Origin of the sequence: Wolbachia endosymbiont (group A) of Bibio marci (assembly GCF_947251645.1) — a bacterium.
In the GTDB taxonomy this organism is placed as follows: Bacteria; Pseudomonadota; Alphaproteobacteria; order Rickettsiales; family Anaplasmataceae; genus Wolbachia.
In genome coordinates this window covers 978,239-995,691 of sequence record NZ_OX366364.1, presented here as the reverse complement: position 1 = coordinate 995,691, position 17,453 = coordinate 978,239, and the positions used below count along the sequence as shown (strand labels likewise).

General features: G+C 34.8%; 16 protein-coding genes and 1 tRNA gene. 6 read left to right on the top strand and 11 right to left on the bottom strand.

Annotated elements, in window-relative coordinates; all coding sequences use genetic code 11:
• Positions 1-404 precede the first annotated feature (404 nt).
• The 3 genes from OPR48_RS05235 to OPR48_RS05225 all read right to left on the bottom strand — a co-directional run bounded on the left by OPR48_RS05235 (position 405) and on the right by OPR48_RS05225 (position 3,035).
• Positions 405-1,706 (bottom strand): cbb3-type cytochrome c oxidase subunit I, encoded by a 1,302-nt coding sequence (locus tag OPR48_RS05235; protein ID WP_265025717.1) that lies wholly within the window; start codon positions 1,704-1,706, stop codon positions 405-407.
• A 151-nt stretch (positions 1,707-1,857) separates the two neighbouring features.
• Complete coding sequence (locus OPR48_RS05230) at positions 1,858-2,457, bottom strand: hypothetical protein (RefSeq protein WP_265025716.1); 600 nt, start codon at positions 2,455-2,457, stop codon at positions 1,858-1,860.
• A complete protein-coding gene (locus OPR48_RS05225; RefSeq protein WP_265025715.1) occupies positions 2,457-3,035 on the bottom strand; it encodes a Na+/H+ antiporter NhaC family protein in 579 nt (192 codons plus the stop codon). The genes OPR48_RS05230 and OPR48_RS05225 overlap by 1 nt, the downstream gene beginning before the upstream one ends.
• Before the next feature lie 421 nt (positions 3,036-3,456).
• Here OPR48_RS05225 and OPR48_RS05220 point away from each other — a divergent pair, with 421 nt between their 5' ends.
• Positions 3,457-4,962 (top strand): ABC transporter ATP-binding protein, encoded by a 1,506-nt coding sequence (locus OPR48_RS05220; RefSeq protein ID WP_265025714.1) that lies wholly within the window; start codon positions 3,457-3,459, stop codon positions 4,960-4,962.
• Positions 4,963-4,974: 12 nt separating this feature from the next.
• On the opposite strand, the gene lon is transcribed toward OPR48_RS05220, so the two are convergent.
• The 5 genes from lon to OPR48_RS05195 all read right to left on the bottom strand — a co-directional run bounded on the left by lon (position 4,975) and on the right by OPR48_RS05195 (position 10,933).
• Positions 4,975-7,428 (bottom strand): endopeptidase La, encoded by a 2,454-nt coding sequence (gene lon / locus OPR48_RS05215; RefSeq protein WP_265025713.1) that lies wholly within the window; start codon positions 7,426-7,428, stop codon positions 4,975-4,977.
• Between the two features lie 15 nt (positions 7,429-7,443).
• Complete coding sequence (gene clpX, locus OPR48_RS05210) at positions 7,444-8,721, bottom strand: ATP-dependent Clp protease ATP-binding subunit ClpX (RefSeq protein ID WP_265025712.1); 1,278 nt, start codon at positions 8,719-8,721, stop codon at positions 7,444-7,446.
• On the bottom strand, positions 8,721-9,347 hold the full coding sequence (gene clpP / locus OPR48_RS05205) for an ATP-dependent Clp endopeptidase proteolytic subunit ClpP (RefSeq protein ID WP_265025710.1): 627 nt from the start codon (positions 9,345-9,347) through the stop codon (positions 8,721-8,723). The genes clpX and clpP overlap by 1 nt, the downstream gene beginning before the upstream one ends.
• Before the next feature lie 11 nt (positions 9,348-9,358).
• On the bottom strand, positions 9,359-10,693 hold the full coding sequence (gene tig / locus OPR48_RS05200; RefSeq protein WP_265026637.1) for a trigger factor: 1,335 nt from the start codon (positions 10,691-10,693) through the stop codon (positions 9,359-9,361).
• Between the two features lie 158 nt (positions 10,694-10,851).
• Positions 10,852-10,933: transfer RNA gene (locus OPR48_RS05195), tRNA-Leu, on the bottom strand.
• Positions 10,934-11,073: 140 nt separating this feature from the next.
• Here OPR48_RS05195 and OPR48_RS05190 point away from each other — a divergent pair.
• Together OPR48_RS05190 and gshB are read left to right on the top strand one after the other, a co-directional pair.
• On the top strand, positions 11,074-11,670 hold the full coding sequence (locus tag OPR48_RS05190; RefSeq protein ID WP_006279461.1) for a BON domain-containing protein: 597 nt from the start codon (positions 11,074-11,076) through the stop codon (positions 11,668-11,670).
• 60 nt (positions 11,671-11,730) lie between these two features.
• Entirely contained in the window at positions 11,731-12,660 is a 930-nt protein-coding gene (gshB, locus tag OPR48_RS05185) for a glutathione synthase (RefSeq protein ID WP_265025709.1), read from the top strand.
• Here the strand turns inward: gshB and murG are convergent.
• Positions 12,645-13,676 carry an undecaprenyldiphospho-muramoylpentapeptide beta-N-acetylglucosaminyltransferase gene (murG, locus tag OPR48_RS05180; RefSeq protein ID WP_265025708.1) on the bottom strand — a complete coding sequence of 344 codons (1,032 nt, stop codon included), beginning with the start codon at positions 13,674-13,676 and terminating at the stop codon, positions 12,645-12,647. The two genes, gshB and murG, sit on opposite strands and share 16 nt — an antisense overlap.
• A 69-nt stretch (positions 13,677-13,745) precedes the next feature.
• Between murG and OPR48_RS05175 the strand changes: the two genes are divergently transcribed.
• Positions 13,746-14,141: a hypothetical protein gene (locus OPR48_RS05175; RefSeq protein WP_265025707.1), complete on the top strand. Its 396-nt coding sequence runs from the start codon at positions 13,746-13,748 to the stop codon at positions 14,139-14,141.
• 1 nt (position 14,142) lies between these two features.
• Here the strand turns inward: OPR48_RS05175 and lpdA are convergent, their stop codons facing one another.
• Positions 14,143-15,528, bottom strand: coding sequence for a dihydrolipoyl dehydrogenase (lpdA, locus tag OPR48_RS05170; RefSeq protein ID WP_265025706.1), 1,386 nt, complete (start codon positions 15,526-15,528; stop codon positions 14,143-14,145).
• Positions 15,529-16,039: 511 nt separating this feature from the next.
• On the opposite strand from lpdA, the gene OPR48_RS05165 reads away from it, so the two are divergent.
• The gene (locus OPR48_RS05165; RefSeq protein ID WP_265025705.1) at positions 16,040-16,174 is read left to right on the top strand and encodes a hypothetical protein; all 135 of its coding nucleotides are present in this window, start codon (positions 16,040-16,042) and stop codon (positions 16,172-16,174) included.
• Between the two features lie 110 nt (positions 16,175-16,284).
• On the opposite strand, the gene OPR48_RS05160 is transcribed toward OPR48_RS05165, so the two are convergent.
• Positions 16,285-17,241, bottom strand: coding sequence for an IS5 family transposase (locus OPR48_RS05160; protein ID WP_265025704.1), 957 nt, complete (start codon positions 17,239-17,241; stop codon positions 16,285-16,287).
• Positions 17,242-17,281: 40 nt separating this feature from the next.
• Between OPR48_RS05160 and OPR48_RS05155 the strand changes: the two genes are divergently transcribed.
• A complete protein-coding gene (locus OPR48_RS05155) occupies positions 17,282-17,437 on the top strand; it encodes a WPE palindromic element domain-containing protein (protein WP_265025703.1) in 156 nt (51 codons plus the stop codon).
• Positions 17,438-17,453 lie beyond the last annotated feature (16 nt).

The following is a 17,453-nucleotide window of genomic DNA, read 5'->3' as shown; positions in this document are numbered from 1 at the left end:
CCCTAGTCATTGTCTATTTTCAGTATTGGCGTTTTTTAAGCCTTAAACGCTGCAATTTAGCTGCTTTTAAGTGCAACTAACCTTAGCTAAAATGTTTAAGAAATTTACTAAGCAGAAAAAAAGGCAAAGAAACCCCGTGGTAATTAGTGTTCACTCTCTAATCCTGCAAATTGGCGTACTATACTGTCTTAAACGACTTATAAGCGCGTTTCAGCTTATATAGGTAAAAACCTAGAAATATTGTGAAGACATAAGGTGCACATAGTGCAAAAAATTAAAAATAAGACGCCAACTACGTTGTTTTCTTGCTGTTTAATCTGCACAGATGAAGATAACTGAATACCTTCAGTTTCATGATAAGGGGGCTGGCAAAGGGTGTCAAGTAAGTTTTTCGTTTCTATGGGTCAGTTGGTACGCGCTTTACCTTTTAACAGATGTGAAAGCACAATTATTACGAACAACATTCCACCAATAACTGATATAGCGCCACCTATAATGAAGCACGTGCGTGCTAACATTGATGAAATACTTGGCAGATCTGCAACTTTTCTTAAGGCACCATATCCACCAAGCCATACAAGTCCAGTAATATGGAGAAAATGTCCCACACTGTACGCATAAATCTGCAATTTTACGATAGAGTTTTTTACCTCTTTAAAGTTTAATTTAGGTAACAGCCAATAAATGAAATTCATAAAAGCTATAGTGATCCCAACTACAGAACCATGATAATGAGCGGGAATCGTGACATTTCCTTCAATAGTCAGCACTCCAAGCACATCTCCATAAGTGAACAACAAAAATGAATGTAATAAATAGTTGCTTTTATCATTAATAAAAGTTCTGATGTTGCAGCACACTAATATTATCAAAAAGCACGGCAAAACTGCTCCAGCAATCCTCATATGCCAAGTAAAAAACTGTATTAACTTGGCACTATCAACTGGATAAACAAAATATACAAACAGTGCACCCATAGCCAAAATTGTGTTTATAAATAGTGGTAAAATAGTAATTTTACTGTTTGAAGCTAAACTAACATCACTGAAACTCAGCATCATTAAATACACTAAAAACATTGCTTGAGCAAAAGCAAATTGCAGCAAATGTCCGCCTCCCCAAAAGAGATATTCGTAAAACAAATTCTTATCCGAGTGATATAGACCTGGAGGCATATTTTGATACGCTAAAACAAAGCAAAGAAATGATGAAACAAGTATAATAACCAGTCCAATTTGCCCAACAGAGAGAAATGAAACCTCTTTTTTTGATGTGTATGCTAGCATTGCATTTACTAATATACTGGTGGTAAACAAACCAAGACCAAATAAGAATAATTTGTTTTGTAATACGGGAATATAATTGCTTTTAATAACTTCAGTATTTGGAACGAATGCGGATATAAACATCAGCAGCATCGAAAGGGTTGATAGAACCCATGAAAAGTTAAACCAACTATTGGTATTTTGTAGGTTTATGATAAGAAGTAGAGATATTATAGAGCACATCCACACCAAAATTGACAGGTTTACGTGTATCACCAGCGCATTATCAAAAATATATTGTGCAGAAGGAATGAGAGAGGAGATAAAAGGCAGTCGTAAAAAAATAACAATTATTGACAGTAACCCAGAGCAAGCAAGGGCACATACTGCCAAGAACATCCATTTTCTACAGAGCGGAGCGTTGTCTTGTATGTTAAGCACAATCTTTTTTCTCAATTTTGTTCAATACAATGTATAACACTGCAATAATACCTAAAACATAGCAATAGTATACATGTGGCACGACTGCCAAAGGTGAAACTCCAGCAATAGTGCTAGCCAAAAGCAATTGAGCACCATACGGTATTAATCCTTAAAATACACAAGAAAATATGCCTAGCCATGCTGCACTATAGTGAGGCGGTATTTCATATTTCTTAGCAATATCTCTAGCAATTTCACCGCTAAAAATTATAGCGATGGTATTATTTGCAAGTAAAATGTCAGATATACTGACTATTTTTGCAATAAATAACTGCGCAGTTTTTTGTCCACCACGTTGTATCATAACCCAAGATGAAAGTTTATCTGAAAACTCCTTAGAATTTTTACCTACCAGTCCTGAAAGTCCGCCAACCATCAATGACAGTAGCATAATTTCATGCATACTCATAAACCCTTTGGTGATGTTTTGGCTTAAAAACAATAAACCATAATTGTTGTTATTTATAAATCCAATAATTCCAGCAAAAGTTATGCTTAAAACCAATGCCGTAAATACATTGATTCCAAAGTTTGCAAGCAATATAAGTATGATGTAAGGAGCCACAAGCAATAAAGAATACTCCTTAACTGCAATAGCAGCACTATTGCTTGAGCTATAAAATAATATAATTATTGTGAATATAGAAGCAATTAGTGCCACTTTTGCATTCAGTTTTAATTTTTTCTTTATATCAGCCTTTTGAGACATCACAGATGCAATTGTAGTATCAGAGATATAGATAAATTGTCGCCAAACATTGCTCCTCCTACAACAGTTGCAACTCCTAAGGAAGGAGAAATCCCAGCTTGTGTCAGTTCAACTGCAATAGGAGCAATTGTTGCAATGGTGCCCATTGATGTACCAATAGCAGTGGAGATGAAAGCTGCTACAAAAAATAATCCTATGAGTAAAAATTGTGTTGGTATAAATGAAAGAGCCAAATTAACTGTGGCATCAGCACTACCGATTGCTTTAGTTACTTCACTAAATGCACCTGCAAGTAAAAAAATGATGCACATAGTGATAATATTACGATCTCTTACCCCATCTAGAAAGGCATACATTTTTTCTTCAGTATTGCCCTTGTATAAAACCCAGCCCAGAGCTATGGCAGGAGCAATGGCTACCAGTGAAGATAACTGATAAAAAGCATTTGACACGCCAAGAACAGTAAAATATATACCACTCCCTACAAAAAGAAATAGGAACAGTAAAATAGGCAAAAAATTTATAAAATAAAACATACTTCTATTCCAGCTCTGATAAGCACAAATTAACTGTGACATGATTTATATTATTATAAACCACAGTTGGCACCTTGACCAATGTTTTTCTAGAAAGCAATCTACCAAAAAAGGTTTCCATGAAAAGGACTATTATAATGTGATTGTTATCATCTACTTGAATTAAACTGGGAGATAGAATAAGTAAAAAATATGAATGACATAACAACAAAGCAAGTCATATCCTTCATCCTGAAAACGCTACGTCCATTCCCATTTCCCATTATTATAGTGTTATTAGCAGCATTAGTCTGGGCTATTGATGTTTCCTTTAGTCCATATTTAATAAAAGTCATTATAGATCGTATCAGCCACAAACAATCTTCTCAAGATATAGCAAATCCTGCCATATCCTATGTACTAATATTACTTTTACTTGAGTGTATTGCCAGGTTATACAACTACTTCGTTGAAATAAAAATGATTGCCCAATCTTCGTAAAAATATTGCCGAATCAAGCCTTGCCATGTTATTAAATCAGGATAATAGCTATTACCAAAATAACTTCTCCGGCAGCCTTGCCAACAAGGTTAATGATTTGACAAATTATATTCCGGATATTGTACAAATTACGGTTGATAGGTTCATAAGCCGCTCATTAGCGCTTGGTATTGGGATTTATTTTTTATGGCAAGTGAATATTTACTTTGCCTTGTTGATGTTAACTTGGTCGGCATTATTTGTTTTGTCTTCCTTGTTTCTTGCAAAAAAGATAACACATCTTGCAGGTGTATGGTCAGAGCTTGGTTCAAGCATTACTGGTAAAATGGTAGATATATTCTCAAACATCATGTCTGTAAGGTTATTTGCAAGCCAATACCAGGAGAAATTATCTTTGCAATCCACTCATAGTGAAGCTGTTAAAGCAGAGCAAAAACTTCAGTGGGTATATACATGGATTTTCACTTTCTATGGTTTCTCATTTGTAATCATGCAAATGCTTAATTTATATTTCTTAGTTAAAGGAAGAGAACAAGAATTAATTACTGCTGGAGATTTTGCTTTTGTCATGACTATTAATATAGCAATAGCTAATTTTCTTTGGATGATAGCCAAAGACTTCTCACAATTCTCTAAATCATGGGGAAAGATTACTCAGGCTTTGAGAACAATTACTTCAATCCCTGAAATCCAAGATCAGCCAAACGTAGCAGATCTGGTCGTTAAAAAGGGGAAAATGAGTTTTGATAAAGTTCATTTTCATTATAAAGATGCAGAACCAATATTTGAAAACAAATCCATAACAATTGAATCTGGTCAAAAAGTAGGACTCGTTGGTTATTCAGGTGCTGGTAAATCAACATTTATAAACCTGATTCTTAGGCTTTATGACGTACAATCTGGAAAAATTTCAATTGACGGGCAAGATATTCGCAATGTAACCCAGGATTCTTTACACAAAAATATTGGCATGATTCCGCAGGATCCATCGCTTTTTCATAGGACTTTGATGGAGAATATTCGCTATGGAAAAACAGATGCTAGCGATGATGAAGTAATTGAAGCGGCAAAAAAAGCACATGCTCATGAGTTTATTTCAAAATTACCCCAAGGTTATGAGTCACTTGTTGGAGAAAGAGGTGTAAAACTTTCAGGAGGACAGAGGCAGCGTATTGCAATCGCAAGAGCTATTTTAAAAAATGCTCCTATATTAATTCTGGATGAAGCAACTTCACAACTTGATTCTGTGACTGAAAGTAATATTCAAGAATCTCTATGGGAGTTAATGCAAGATAAAACTACAATAGTAATAGCCCACCGCCTATCTACGCTTTTGCATATGGATCGTATTTTGGTTCTTGATCAAGGCAAGATTGTGGAAGATGGCATGCATCAGGAACTTCTTGATAAAAACGGAATGTATAAGACCCTATGGAATGCGCAAGTTGGTGGATTTTTGCCGGATAAAAGAGAAATGGAGATTGTATAATATCTTCTTAATCTAATGCTTCAATGTTTCCGACATAGGAAAAGTATCATCTTTATTTTCTATAGAGGAAGGCACACTATTTTGATTATCATCACCATCAATTGGAGTAGTAGGGTGCATTAAAGCAACTTTCATAACTTCATCAATATTCTTAGCAAAAACTACGTTGATCCCCTCTTTGATGCTTGCAGGAATCTCTTGCATATCTTTCTCATTTTCACTTGGTATAATCACAGTTTTGATTGATCCTCTGAGCGCTGCAAGCAATTTTTCTCTCAAGCCCCCGATAGCTAAAACTCTACCACGCAATGTCACTTCGCCTGTCATAGCAACATTTTTGTTAACTGGTATATTTGTCATAAGAGAAACAATAGACGTACATACCGCGCCGCCAGCAGAAGGGCCATCTTTTGGTACAGCACCCTCAGGTACATGCAAATGTATATCATTATTTTGGAATTTTTCGGGCTTTATACCAAAAAATAAACAATTTGATCGAATATAACTATACGCAGCTTTTATAGATTCTTGCATAACCTCTCCAAGCTTTCCTGTGTATTTTATTTCTCCCTTGCCCGGAATTAGGACTGATTCTATCATCAAAATATCACCACCTGTTTCAGTATAGGCAAGCCCAGTTACTATTCCCACCAAACTCTCATTTTCTGCAATACCAAAGGTATATTTACGTACCCCTAAATAATCTTGTAAATTGTCAACTCCTACGGATATTTTCTTATTTTTATCAGTCAATATTTCTTTAACTGCCTTTCTCATGAGCTTTGCAAGCTCCCTTTCCATACTCCGCACACCACTTTCACGTGTATATAAACGTATCAACTCGTATAACGCCTCATTAGTTATGTCCCATTCCTTCTGATACAAACCATGCTCCTTCTTTAACTTCGGAATAAGGTGGTGTGTAGCAATACTGATTTTTTCATCTTCAGTATACCCGGACAATTGTATAATTTCCATCCTATCACGCAAAGGATGTGGCAAATTTAAGCTGTTTGCCGTAGCTACAAACATTACACTTGAAAGATCAAACTCAACTTCCAAGTAATGATCCGTAAAGTGTTTATTGTGCTCAGTATCTAAAACCTCAAGTAATGCAGATGCAGGATCGCCACGCGAATCAGAACCCATCTTATCTATTTCATCAAGCAGAAAAAGCGGGTTGCATGAATTAGCTTTTTTCATGTGTTGAATGATTTTACCAGGCATTGAGCCAATATAAGTTTTCCTATGCCCTCGTATCTCGGACTCATCACGCACACCACCAAGAGCTATGCGAACAAAATCTCTTCCTACTGCTCTTGCCATAGACTTAGCTAAAGAAGTTTTACCAACACCTGGCGGTCCAACTAAGCAAAGTATAGGACCTTTTATCTCTTTTACTCTTTTTAATACTGCTAAAAATTCTATTATTCTATCTTTTACTTTCTCTATGCCATAATGATTTTCATCTAAGATTTTTTTAGCTGCATTTAAGTTAATTTTTGCATCTTTGTACTTTCCCCACGGCAAATCAAGTAACCAATGCAAGTAACTAGATATAACTGTAGCTTCAGGAGAAATGGGATTCATTTTCTTGTATCTCTTCAAATCAGTTATAGCTTTCTCTCTTGCTTCCTGAGAAAGCTTTGTTTCATTTATCTTTTTTTCAAATTCATTGAGTATATTCCCTTCATCACCATTCTCAAATTCGCCTAATTCTTTCTGTATAGCTTTCAATTGCTCGTTAAGGTAGTAAACTTTCTGAGTGCTTTCAACTTGCGATTTAATTGTCTTATATAAACGGTTTTGTGCGTTCAAAATACTTATTTCTCTCTCAATAAAAGCAAAAGCTTTTTTTAAACGCTCTTTTGGGTCATAAGCCTCAAGTATGCTTTGTTTATCCGATACTTTTATATTTAAATGTGAAGCTACCGTGTCTACAAGTTGATCAACTTCTTTGATTTGATCAATGGGGTTAATGGCAACTTCAGGCTGATTTTTCTTGTTTAGCTTACACCAGCTATCGAACGCGTCTATAACAGATCGCCTTAAAGCTTCTAAGTCAATATTGTCTTCATCTTCTTTATAATGATTGTCTAACTCTACCCTGGCTTGTAATAAAGTATGAGAGCTAATATATTCTACAACTCTTCCCCTTCTTATCCCCCGGATTATAACTTTTACTGCATTGTCAGGCAATTTTATTAATGGTTGTATAATGTTTGCTAACACACCTACTTCATAAAGATCTTCTGGCTCTGGATTATCAACAGAGCCATCTTTCTGTGCTACAAGAAAAATCTCATTTTGGTGACTACTACTACTTATTGCATACTCTAGTGCATTAACAGATTTTTCTCTGCCTATGAATAAAGGCACCATTATATTTGGAAAAATTACTACATCTCTTAAAGGTAATACTGACAATGCAGCAAAACCAGAGCTCACAGCACGTTCAATGTTCATAATATATGCCTCAAATTAATCATTAACCGTTATAACATTGCCATTATTATTATGATTAACCGTTGCTTTTCCTAACTCTACCATTTTCTTAGTGATTACTATAGTGCTACCTTCAAAGCCTCCGTTTCCAGATGTATACATAATGTCAAGCAAAAGTGACTCTAAAATAGCACGTAACATTCTTGCACCTGTTTTATAACTTATAGCCTTTTTAGCAATAGCTGATATTGCTTCATCTGAAAACTCGAGGTTTACTTTGCTAAACGCAAGCAATGCTTTGTACTGTTTTATTAGCGCATTTCTTGGTTCTGTCAAAACATGTATTAAATCTTCATGATCCAGCTCATCTAAAACAGCAGTTATTGGAACCCGCCCTACAAATTCGGGTATTAAACCGAATTTGATTAAATCTTCAGGTTGAACATCATGTAAAGCATTTTTTTTCTTTTGCTCTTTAGACTGACTTATATCTGCTCCAAAGCCAACTGATGTTCCCTTTTTTCTCGCTTCAATAATTTTATCGAGGCCTTCAAAAGCTCCTCCACAAATAAACAGTATGTTACTAGTATCCACTTGTATAAACTCTTGTTGTGGATGTTTTCGCCCTCCTTGTGGCGGAACATAAGCAACTGTACCCTCCATAATCTTAAGCAGAGCTTGCTGGACCCCCTCACCTGAAACGTCACGGATTATTGAAGTGCTTTCAGATTTTCTTGTGATCTTGTCTATTTCATCTATAAACACTATACCACGCTGTGCTTTTGCAACGTCATAATTTGCAGCTTGTAATAAACGCGACAACACGCTTTCTACATCATCACCCACATAACCTGCCTCAGTTAAAGTTGTCGCATCAGCCATAGCAAATGGCACATCTGAAACTTTAGCAAGTGTTTTGGCCAGCAAAGTCTTACCAGAACCAGTGGGACCAATAAGCATTATATTTGACTTCTCGATTTCGATATCACTTATAGCATGAAATTGTGCCATGGATTGACAATGGTTATACATAGCTACAGATAAGACATGTTGCGCATGTTCTTGACCTACAACATGCTTGCTAAGAAAATTTTTTATATCCTCAGGTTTCTTTAGTAATAGCTTCATATCAGATATACGATCTGAATTAAAAGATCTATCTTTCTTTTGACTTATTGCTTTATGGGATAATTCTATGCACTCATTACAAATAAACACCTTTAAACCATCCGAAGAGTTAGTAATCAATTTATCTACTTCATCTTGCGCCTTGTTGCAAAAAGAACAGTAGTGTAAATCATTATTGTTATCCATTAACCCACCTTTTGTTTAACTTTAGTATTTTCAATTTCAATATCTGTACGCTCAGCTATCACCTTGTCAATTAAGCCAATTTTCCTTGCTTCTTCAGGATCCATGAACTTATCTCTTTCCATCATTTCTTCAATTTTCTTCAGTGAATTTCCAGTATGTTTTTCATAAATTTGATTTAGTTTTTTCTTAACTCGCAAAATCTCATTAGCATGTATTTCTATATCAGTTGCTTGACCATGATAACCACCAGATGGCTGGTGTATCATAATTCTTGAATGAGGTAGAGAGTAGCGCTTACCTTTTGTACCAGCTGCAAGCAATAAAGAACCCATAGATGCAGCTTGACCTATACATAAAGTTGAAACGTCTGGGTTTATATACTGCATTGTATCGTAGATCGACAAACCAGCAGTTACAACACCACCTGGTGAATTGATGTACATACAAATGTCTTTATCGGGATTTTCCGATTCTAAAAATAAAAGCTGTGCTACTATTACGCTAGCCATGTTGTCCTCAATAGGACCTGTTACGAAAATTATTCTTTCTTTCACTAGTCTTGAATATATGTCATAAGCGCGCTCACCGCGACTAGTTTGTTCAACTACAATTGGTATAAGAGTCATACCTTTTCCTATTAAATATTACCAAACAATTCCTTTAATTCTTTCACAGAAATAATCTGCTCTTCTTTACTAACTTTTTCTATTATATAATCTGTCACTTTATACTCAAGCGCTTGCCCTCTAACTAATTCTTGAAATTGTTTATTTGATTCAAAATGCTTAAGTACTCTGTCAAACGGTACATCCTTACTGACATATTGATTTACAATAACATTCAAAACATCATTTTGAGTTAATGATATTTTATGTTCTGCACTAAATTTCATAAATAACATAGCAAGCTTTACACGTTTTTCAGCTTCTTTACGAGAATCATTTTGAGCACCCAGTTCTCCTTCCATTCTTTGTTGCTCCTGTTTTACTATGTCTGTGGGTAAATCAAAACTATAATTAGCATCCAAATAATCAAACAGCTCCTTTTTAATTAAGAGATTTCTCATTTCGGTACACTGATCACCAATCATTTTTTTTGCATGATTTATTAGCAAAGAATAATCTTTAAAACCAATACTCTTAGCTATTTCATCATCATTTTCAAAATCTTTGGCAATTTGAATCTCATTAACTCGCACAGAAAAATCAGCTTCCTGTCCTGCAAGGGAAATGGCTTGGTAATTTTCAGGAAATTTCAACTTAAAATCCTTTGTTTCTCCCTTTTTCATACCAGTTAATTGATCTTCAAAACCATTAATAAATGTGCCAGACCCTAAATTAACGGCAAAATTTTTGCTACTTCCACCTTGAAAGAGCTTATTCCTAATCCGCCCTTCAAAATCAATTATCAATTTATCCCCATCTTTCGCTTGATAAGAAGCATCATCAACAGAGGCAAAATTGGGGAATTTTGTTTTGATAGAATCAATAAATTCTTTTATATCTTCCTCTTCAATCTTTGCCTCAATTTTCTTTAAGTTTATTTTGTCAAGATCTATCGCCGGTACTTCAGGCATCGACTCAAAAGATAGCTTGTATACAAAATTGCCCTCCTCATTTTCTTTGCCCAGATCTGGTAATGATATAACATCAACCTTAGGATAAATGTGAGACTTGACTTCAATTTTTTTCATCAAATCACTTGAGCAATAATCAATTGTATTATTTATCACATATTCCAAAGCTTCGTTTTTATAATTTGCAACAACAAGGTCATAGGGCATCTTTCCAGCCCTAAATCCAGGTAATTTTGCATTTTCTGCTATCTCCTGCAACCTGGAATCTACCTTTTGTTTTATATAATCACTACTAACTGTGATTTCATACTCATGCTTTAGTTTATCTATACTAAGCTCTTTGTAGGTATATACGCTACTTACTTCGACTGTATTTTGAGGTATATTATTAGACATCATAATTCATTTATTAATATTTTAATTCATATCTTAATAGAGTCATTTTACCAGAATTTAAGTTAAACACAATCCTTAAGAACAGGTTTTTATACAAATAAAAGTGTATTTAGTGATTATAAATTTTCCCTTAAAACCTAAGTTACATGACTTTAAAGTGCGGATAGAGGGACTTGAACCCCCACGAGCAAGCTCACCAGGACCTAAACCTGGCACGTCTACCAATTCCGCCATATCCGCAAGAAATTTTCAGTACCCTATTATAGGTATTCCATTAAAAATATTCAAGGTTTAAAGTCTTACTTAATTTATGGTGTTTACACAATCAAAAAAGCTTATTAACATTTCTTAATGAAAGCTCTAAACCCTAAAAATCAATAATGAGATTAATAACAAGCTTCTTACTCGCAATTTTTTTGATTACACAAAGTGGTTGCACAACCCTTATAATAGGTGGTGTGGTGGCTACAGCGACAGCAACAGCAATAACAATGCAGGATAAATCCTTGGGAAATATCATTGATGATACGACTATGGTCATCAGAATTAATAAGGGACTCTTAAAGCATGGACTATTTTCATCCATAAAGGTTAAAGTAAGTGAAGGAAGAGTATTGCTCATTGGAAGTGTTGACACTCCTGAAAAACAACTTACAGCAGAAAAAATAGCTTGGCAGCAAAAAGAAATTAAAGAAGTGATAAATGAAATAAGAGTAATACCAATTCAAATGGCTTCCATGCTAGACACCACTGTAGATGGCATGATAACAGCGGAAATAAGAACAAGACTTCTGGGAAAAAGAAATATTAAGTCAATTAATTATAGCGTTAATACGGTTGATAGAGTTGTTTATTTGATGGGTATAGCCCAAAATAAAGCAGAATTAAAAGCTGTAATAGCAATTGCAAGAAAAGTAAAGGGAGTAAAACAAGTTGTAAGTTATGTACGATATAGGTACAGTAAATTACGCCATTAGGCAAAAATCGCCTTCAAATTATAACATTTGTACAGTTGTGACAATAGGTAGAGAACATAAATGAAAGTTGCCTTTCAGATGGATAAAAATATAAATTTTGAAACTGACACTACATTTACATTGATAAAAGAAGCACAAAGGAGGGGGCATGAAGTTTTTGTCTATGCTCCTAACAATTTAGCACTAAAGCTAAACCATCCAATTGCTTTAGCCCAGAAAGTTACAGTTGATAATTGTGGATTCATTTCTAAAGAAGATATGGCAATCAACTTGAATGAAATGAACATCGTATTTATCAGACAGGATCCACCCTTTGATATGCGTTATATTACAACAACATATATCTTAGAAAAAACTAGCGCATTGGTAATTAACAACCCAACAGAAATAAGAAATTGTCCTGAAAAATTGATAACTTCATTATTTCCAGAGTTAATTCCGCCGACTTTGATTACTGAAAATATATCAATGATTAGAGATTTTTACCGCAACTATAAAGATATTATTCTGAAGCCATTGTATAGTTATGGAGGAAACGATGTGATAAGAATACAAGACGAGAATAGTATTCAAGTAGTAGTGGATCTCATGATAGCAAAATATGAATGTCCTGTAATTGCGCAATCATTTTGTAAAAACATAGATAAAGATAAAAGAATATTGCTACTTTATGGTCAACCAATTGGTGTAATGAAACGAGTTCCAAAGATTAGTGGAGAGATTAGGACAAATGTGCGGCTCGGAGCAAGTTTTGAGCCCGCTCAAATGAACGATAGGGACAATGAAATATGTAACAAAATTGGTCCTGAATTAAAGAAAAGAGGGCTAATATTTGTTGGTATTGATATTATAGATGACTTCCTGCTCGAAATTAACACAACTTCACCCACGGGAGTAGTTCATATCAATAAATTGTATAATATATCGCTAGAAAAAGATTTTTGGGACGTGTTTGAAGAAAAAGCAAGCAGCCATCAACTAAACTTGTGAACAATTACCTTAACAAACTCAGTAGTCCCATTCTTTATCCCTGTTTTTTTTGTATTATTGGTCATATCACGCAATTTTTGAGAATTACTGAGTAGATCAAATAGTAACTCTGTTAGATTTTTTTTTGCTTCACTATTTTGCTCAACTATTACAGCTGCTCCCGAATCTTCAATATATTTTGTGTTATAAAATTGGTGATTATCTTTTGAGTAAGGGTAAGGAATATATATAGCAGAACGCCTAGCAAGAGTGATCTCTGCTATTGAAGTTGCCCCTGCTCTGCTAATTACCAAGTGAGCATTGGCCAGTCTATTTTCCATATCATCAAAAAATTCACTTAATTCACAATCGATCTTTTCACTTTTGTATAGACTCTTGACCTTGTTTACATTTTTCTTCGTACATTGCTGCGTCACTCTAATTTTCTTTTTCATTTTAATAGGCAAATTACAAATTACGCTGCTTATCACATCATCAAAAAAATTTGCACCTTGGCTGCCTGCTATGACCAATATGTTTAGGACTTTCTCAGTGCTAGAATGGCTCTGTGCTTTTATATCAACAAAATTTCCTGTAAAAATACATTTATTGCCTTCTGCATATTTAGTCTCCGGAAAGCTGGTTGCAATTAATTTTGCACTCTTGAAAAAGAATCTATTTACTCTCCCTAAAACTGTGTTTTGTTCATGTAAAATTATAGGTATAGAAAGAACTCTTGCTGCAAGAAGAGTTGGAAAAGAAGCATAGCTACCAAAACCAATTACTAATCTTGGCTTCAATTTTCTGATTTTATATATTGCTAGCACACAACTATACATTAATAAAAGGAAAAACTTAAATTTGTTGCTGCTCGGTTTACGTAATGGTAAGGTGTAGTTTTCTATGTCGGTATTTTTATTTGTTTTTTTATCAGTGAATAATATGCAATTGTATCCTTGTGCCTTTAGTGCTCTTGCTAAAGTTATAGCTGGAAAAATGTGTCCGCCTGTGCCACCTGTTGCTAAAATAATATCCATCTGTAAATAATGAATCCTAGATTGTTAACTATTATTTAATAATTTGCACGTAGAATTTTATTAAGCTTTATGATAGTTGAGTTAAAAATGCCTAAAAGTAGTAACAGTAAAAAAGAATCTAACGTGAAAAATAAGCCTCAAGAACAAAGAGAAGGCAGAAGCGGAGGTTTTTTAGAACTGCTAAAAAATATAATAAAAATTCTTTTCAATTCGGTTGTTGACCTACCTGAGCACGAGCAGCATAATAAAATGAAAAGCACTAATCTACAACAAGGTTTGGATACTAAAGGAAAAGGCCCAGAAGATCTTCATCCAAAGGCAAAGCTTAAAGTTAAAGAAGCAGCTAAGGGATTGAAAGAAGAGTTGCAGAATTCTGATGCTGGTGGTAATCAATCTATTGAAACTAAAGTGCCTAATCAAACTACTACTCAAGACATTGACAACTCTAAAACGATGGAACGTTAGTTCAACTATTTAACGACTCATCATCTGCAGCAAGCACTGATTCGTGTATCATCTCTGAAATGGTTGGATGAGGAAAAATCGTAGATTTTATGTCGAAGTCTGTTCCTTCTAGTTGCTTTGCAAGAGCAAAATTGCTAATTAACTCCGTTACTTCTGCACCTATCATGTGGCTACCCAGAAGTTCGCCTGTCTTTTTGTCTATAATTGTTTTCACTAACCCTTCAGTTTCACTGAGTGCAATAGACTTACCATTAAAGTTAGAGTGAAATTTTCCTATTTTTACATCATACCCACCTTTTATTGCCTGTTCCTCAGTAAGGCCGATGCTCGCTATTTGTGGATGAGAATAAGTGCAATTTGGTATGCATTCTTTTTTTAACGCATGAGCACTTTTACCAGCAATCTTTTCAACGCAGATCACAGCTTCATGGCTCGCTTTATGTGCTAAACATGGTGGGCCAGCTACATCACCTATTGCATACACATTTGATTCACTAGTTTCATACCATTCATTCATTTCAATAAAACCAGAAGGGCTTAATTTAATTTTTGTATTTTCTAAACCTATATTTTCAATATTTGCTTGAATTCCAACCGCAACAATCACCCTATCAAATTCTTTGCTCTTGCCACTACTTAGTAGCACTTGAGCAGAGTCTTTACTTTTAGTAAGAGCTTTTACGCTACTGTTTGTATATATTTTTATCCCCTGTTTTGTGAATATTTCTTGTGCTAAATCTGAAATGTCTTTATCCTCCAGCGGCAAAATAGTGCTCTTTATCTCTATGATTGTTACATCAACCCCCAAAGTACTATAAAAACTTGCAAATTCTATTCCAATTGCGCCAGACCCTATAATTAGTAGTGATTTTGGTAATTTGCCCGGCATCATAGCATGCTGCGCATTCCATATTAAATCTCCATCTGCCTCTATTCCAGGCAGATTCCGTGCCCTCACGCCTGTTGCTAAAATGATATGCTTAGAAACAATTTCTTGTTCTTCCTTATCGCTAGCAACTTTTATAGTACTATTGCCTGCAAGTTTACCAAAGCCTTGATGAACTTTGATGTTATTTTTTTTCATCAAATATGCAATGCCACTTGATAATTTATCAACAACGCTTCTTGAATATTTCACTATTGATTGTATATCAAAACTCGCTCCTTTTACTTCTATACCAAACTCTTTTGATCTTTTTATTAGCCTATAAACCTCAGATGCTCTAAGCAGTGATTTTGTTGGTATACATCCCCAATTTAAGCATATACCGCCTAAATTTTTTTCTTTTTCCACAATTGCAGTTTTAAATCCAAGCTGTGCCGCTCTAATTGCTGCTATATAACCACCAGGACCGCTACCTATAACCGTAATATCATACTCATTCATCAGTTTTTTTCGTATTCAAAAAGATTATATATAACAGATGAAACCCGTATGATCAATATTCAGGTAGCTGACAACATAGAAACGAAAAAACTTACTTGACAAACTCCGCCAGCCCCCTTATCATGAAACTGAAGCTATTGTATTTGCTTTCGCCAATCTGCAGATTAAAAGGTAAGGATTACTTAATGTATCGGCGTCTTATGTTTAATTTTTTGCAGTATATAGATACTGTATGTCTTTACAAAACTTCATCTACATCTAGATTTTTATCTAAATAAGCTGAACGCGCTTATAAAGCGTTACAAGACATCAAAAAATGCCAATACTCGACAGAGATAGTAAAAGACTAGCTAACTCGGGGATTCTTTGTCTTTTTTTCTGCTTGGTAAATTTCTTAAACATTTGCAGCGTAGGTTAGTTGCAATTAAAAGCAGCTGAATTTCGCTTGTCAAGCGTTTAAAACATAAAAAACGCCAATATTTTAAAGCGGATAATAACCACGGGGCTTCTTTTGCCTTTTTTTTCATTTGGTAAATTTCTTAATATTTATAGCAACATGAACAAACATTTGAGAGTAACTTCCGCTAGTAGGGTGTCATCCCAGTGTCTGGGCACTGGGATGACAAAAAAGGGGCTACTCGGATGACACCGTCATAAAGGAACCAGTGTCAGCTACTTGCATGACACCATTCTTTTTCCTGGATCCCAGTGGGCTTTGTTGCATAGCACCTTAAGCAGTGATGGTTTACGACAAATTTATGTAATGATTTCAAATTTAGCCATACCAATATCAGTGAATTTGTTGAGCAAATAGCACTTAATTAGTAATTCTTTTTCACGATTTACTTCAGATTTATTCCTAAAGCTAAATCCAAATACTTGCTTCAACCTTGAGAAAAATCCTTCTATGTAAGATCTCTTTCCATAAATTGCTTCCTTTTTCCACTCTTTTACACCATCTTGTCCATATAATTTTATTAACCTAATAGCAGCATTTCTGTCAGACATATAATCTATTTTTGAATGTTCTGCTGCATCCTTTTTTGGTAGAACTTTTGTCTTTATATCGTATTTCTTACACAATTTATAAAGTTTGTGCCTATCGTATGCCCTATCTGCATATAATGCTTTTATTTTGTGCTGAAAATTAACTTCTTCAAGCAAATCGCAAGCTCCATAGTGGTCAGAGTAGACGCCATTACTGTATCTTGCAGCTATAGCTTTTTTACTATTCACACTTAACATAACATGTAACTTTCTTACTTGCTCGTAGCTTCGGTACTTTCTATCTGCACTGTTTTCCTTACTGTGGCCAGGAGTGTTACTGTAAATGCTGATATTTGTGCTATCTATGATAATTTCAATATTTTCCATGTTGCTTTTATCAACCCTGCAATCATTTATCTTAATATTAAGTTTTTTAAACCTTCTTGATGCTTGTGAATAGCTGATAACTGCCAAATTTTTTCCTATTTGTTGCAGATATCCTTTTATAAACCCCACCGTTTGTCTTAAACCAATTCTAAAAAGATTGACAATTATATGCACCAAAATTACGATTTTATCACTGTAAATATAGTTGCCGCCCTGCATTTTTGGACTATTTTCATACCAATTTTCGATAGCTTCATCGATGTAACGAAAAATATTTCCCCTTTTTTCAAGGAATTTGTTATATTCGTTTTGGTTACTGACTTTCATTTTCTGTGGCATATTTTTTCTTCAACAGTTAAATGGTTATTTATAATGAATTTTGTCAGTAGCCACCAGATTTTTTCGGTTGCTATGCAACAAAGCCATCCCAGTGTCTGGGCACTGGGATGACAAAAAAGGGGCTACTGGGATGACAGGAGAAGGGGCTACTCGGATGACAACGAAGAGCTACTCGGATGACAAAAAGGGGCACTGAAATGACACCGTCATAA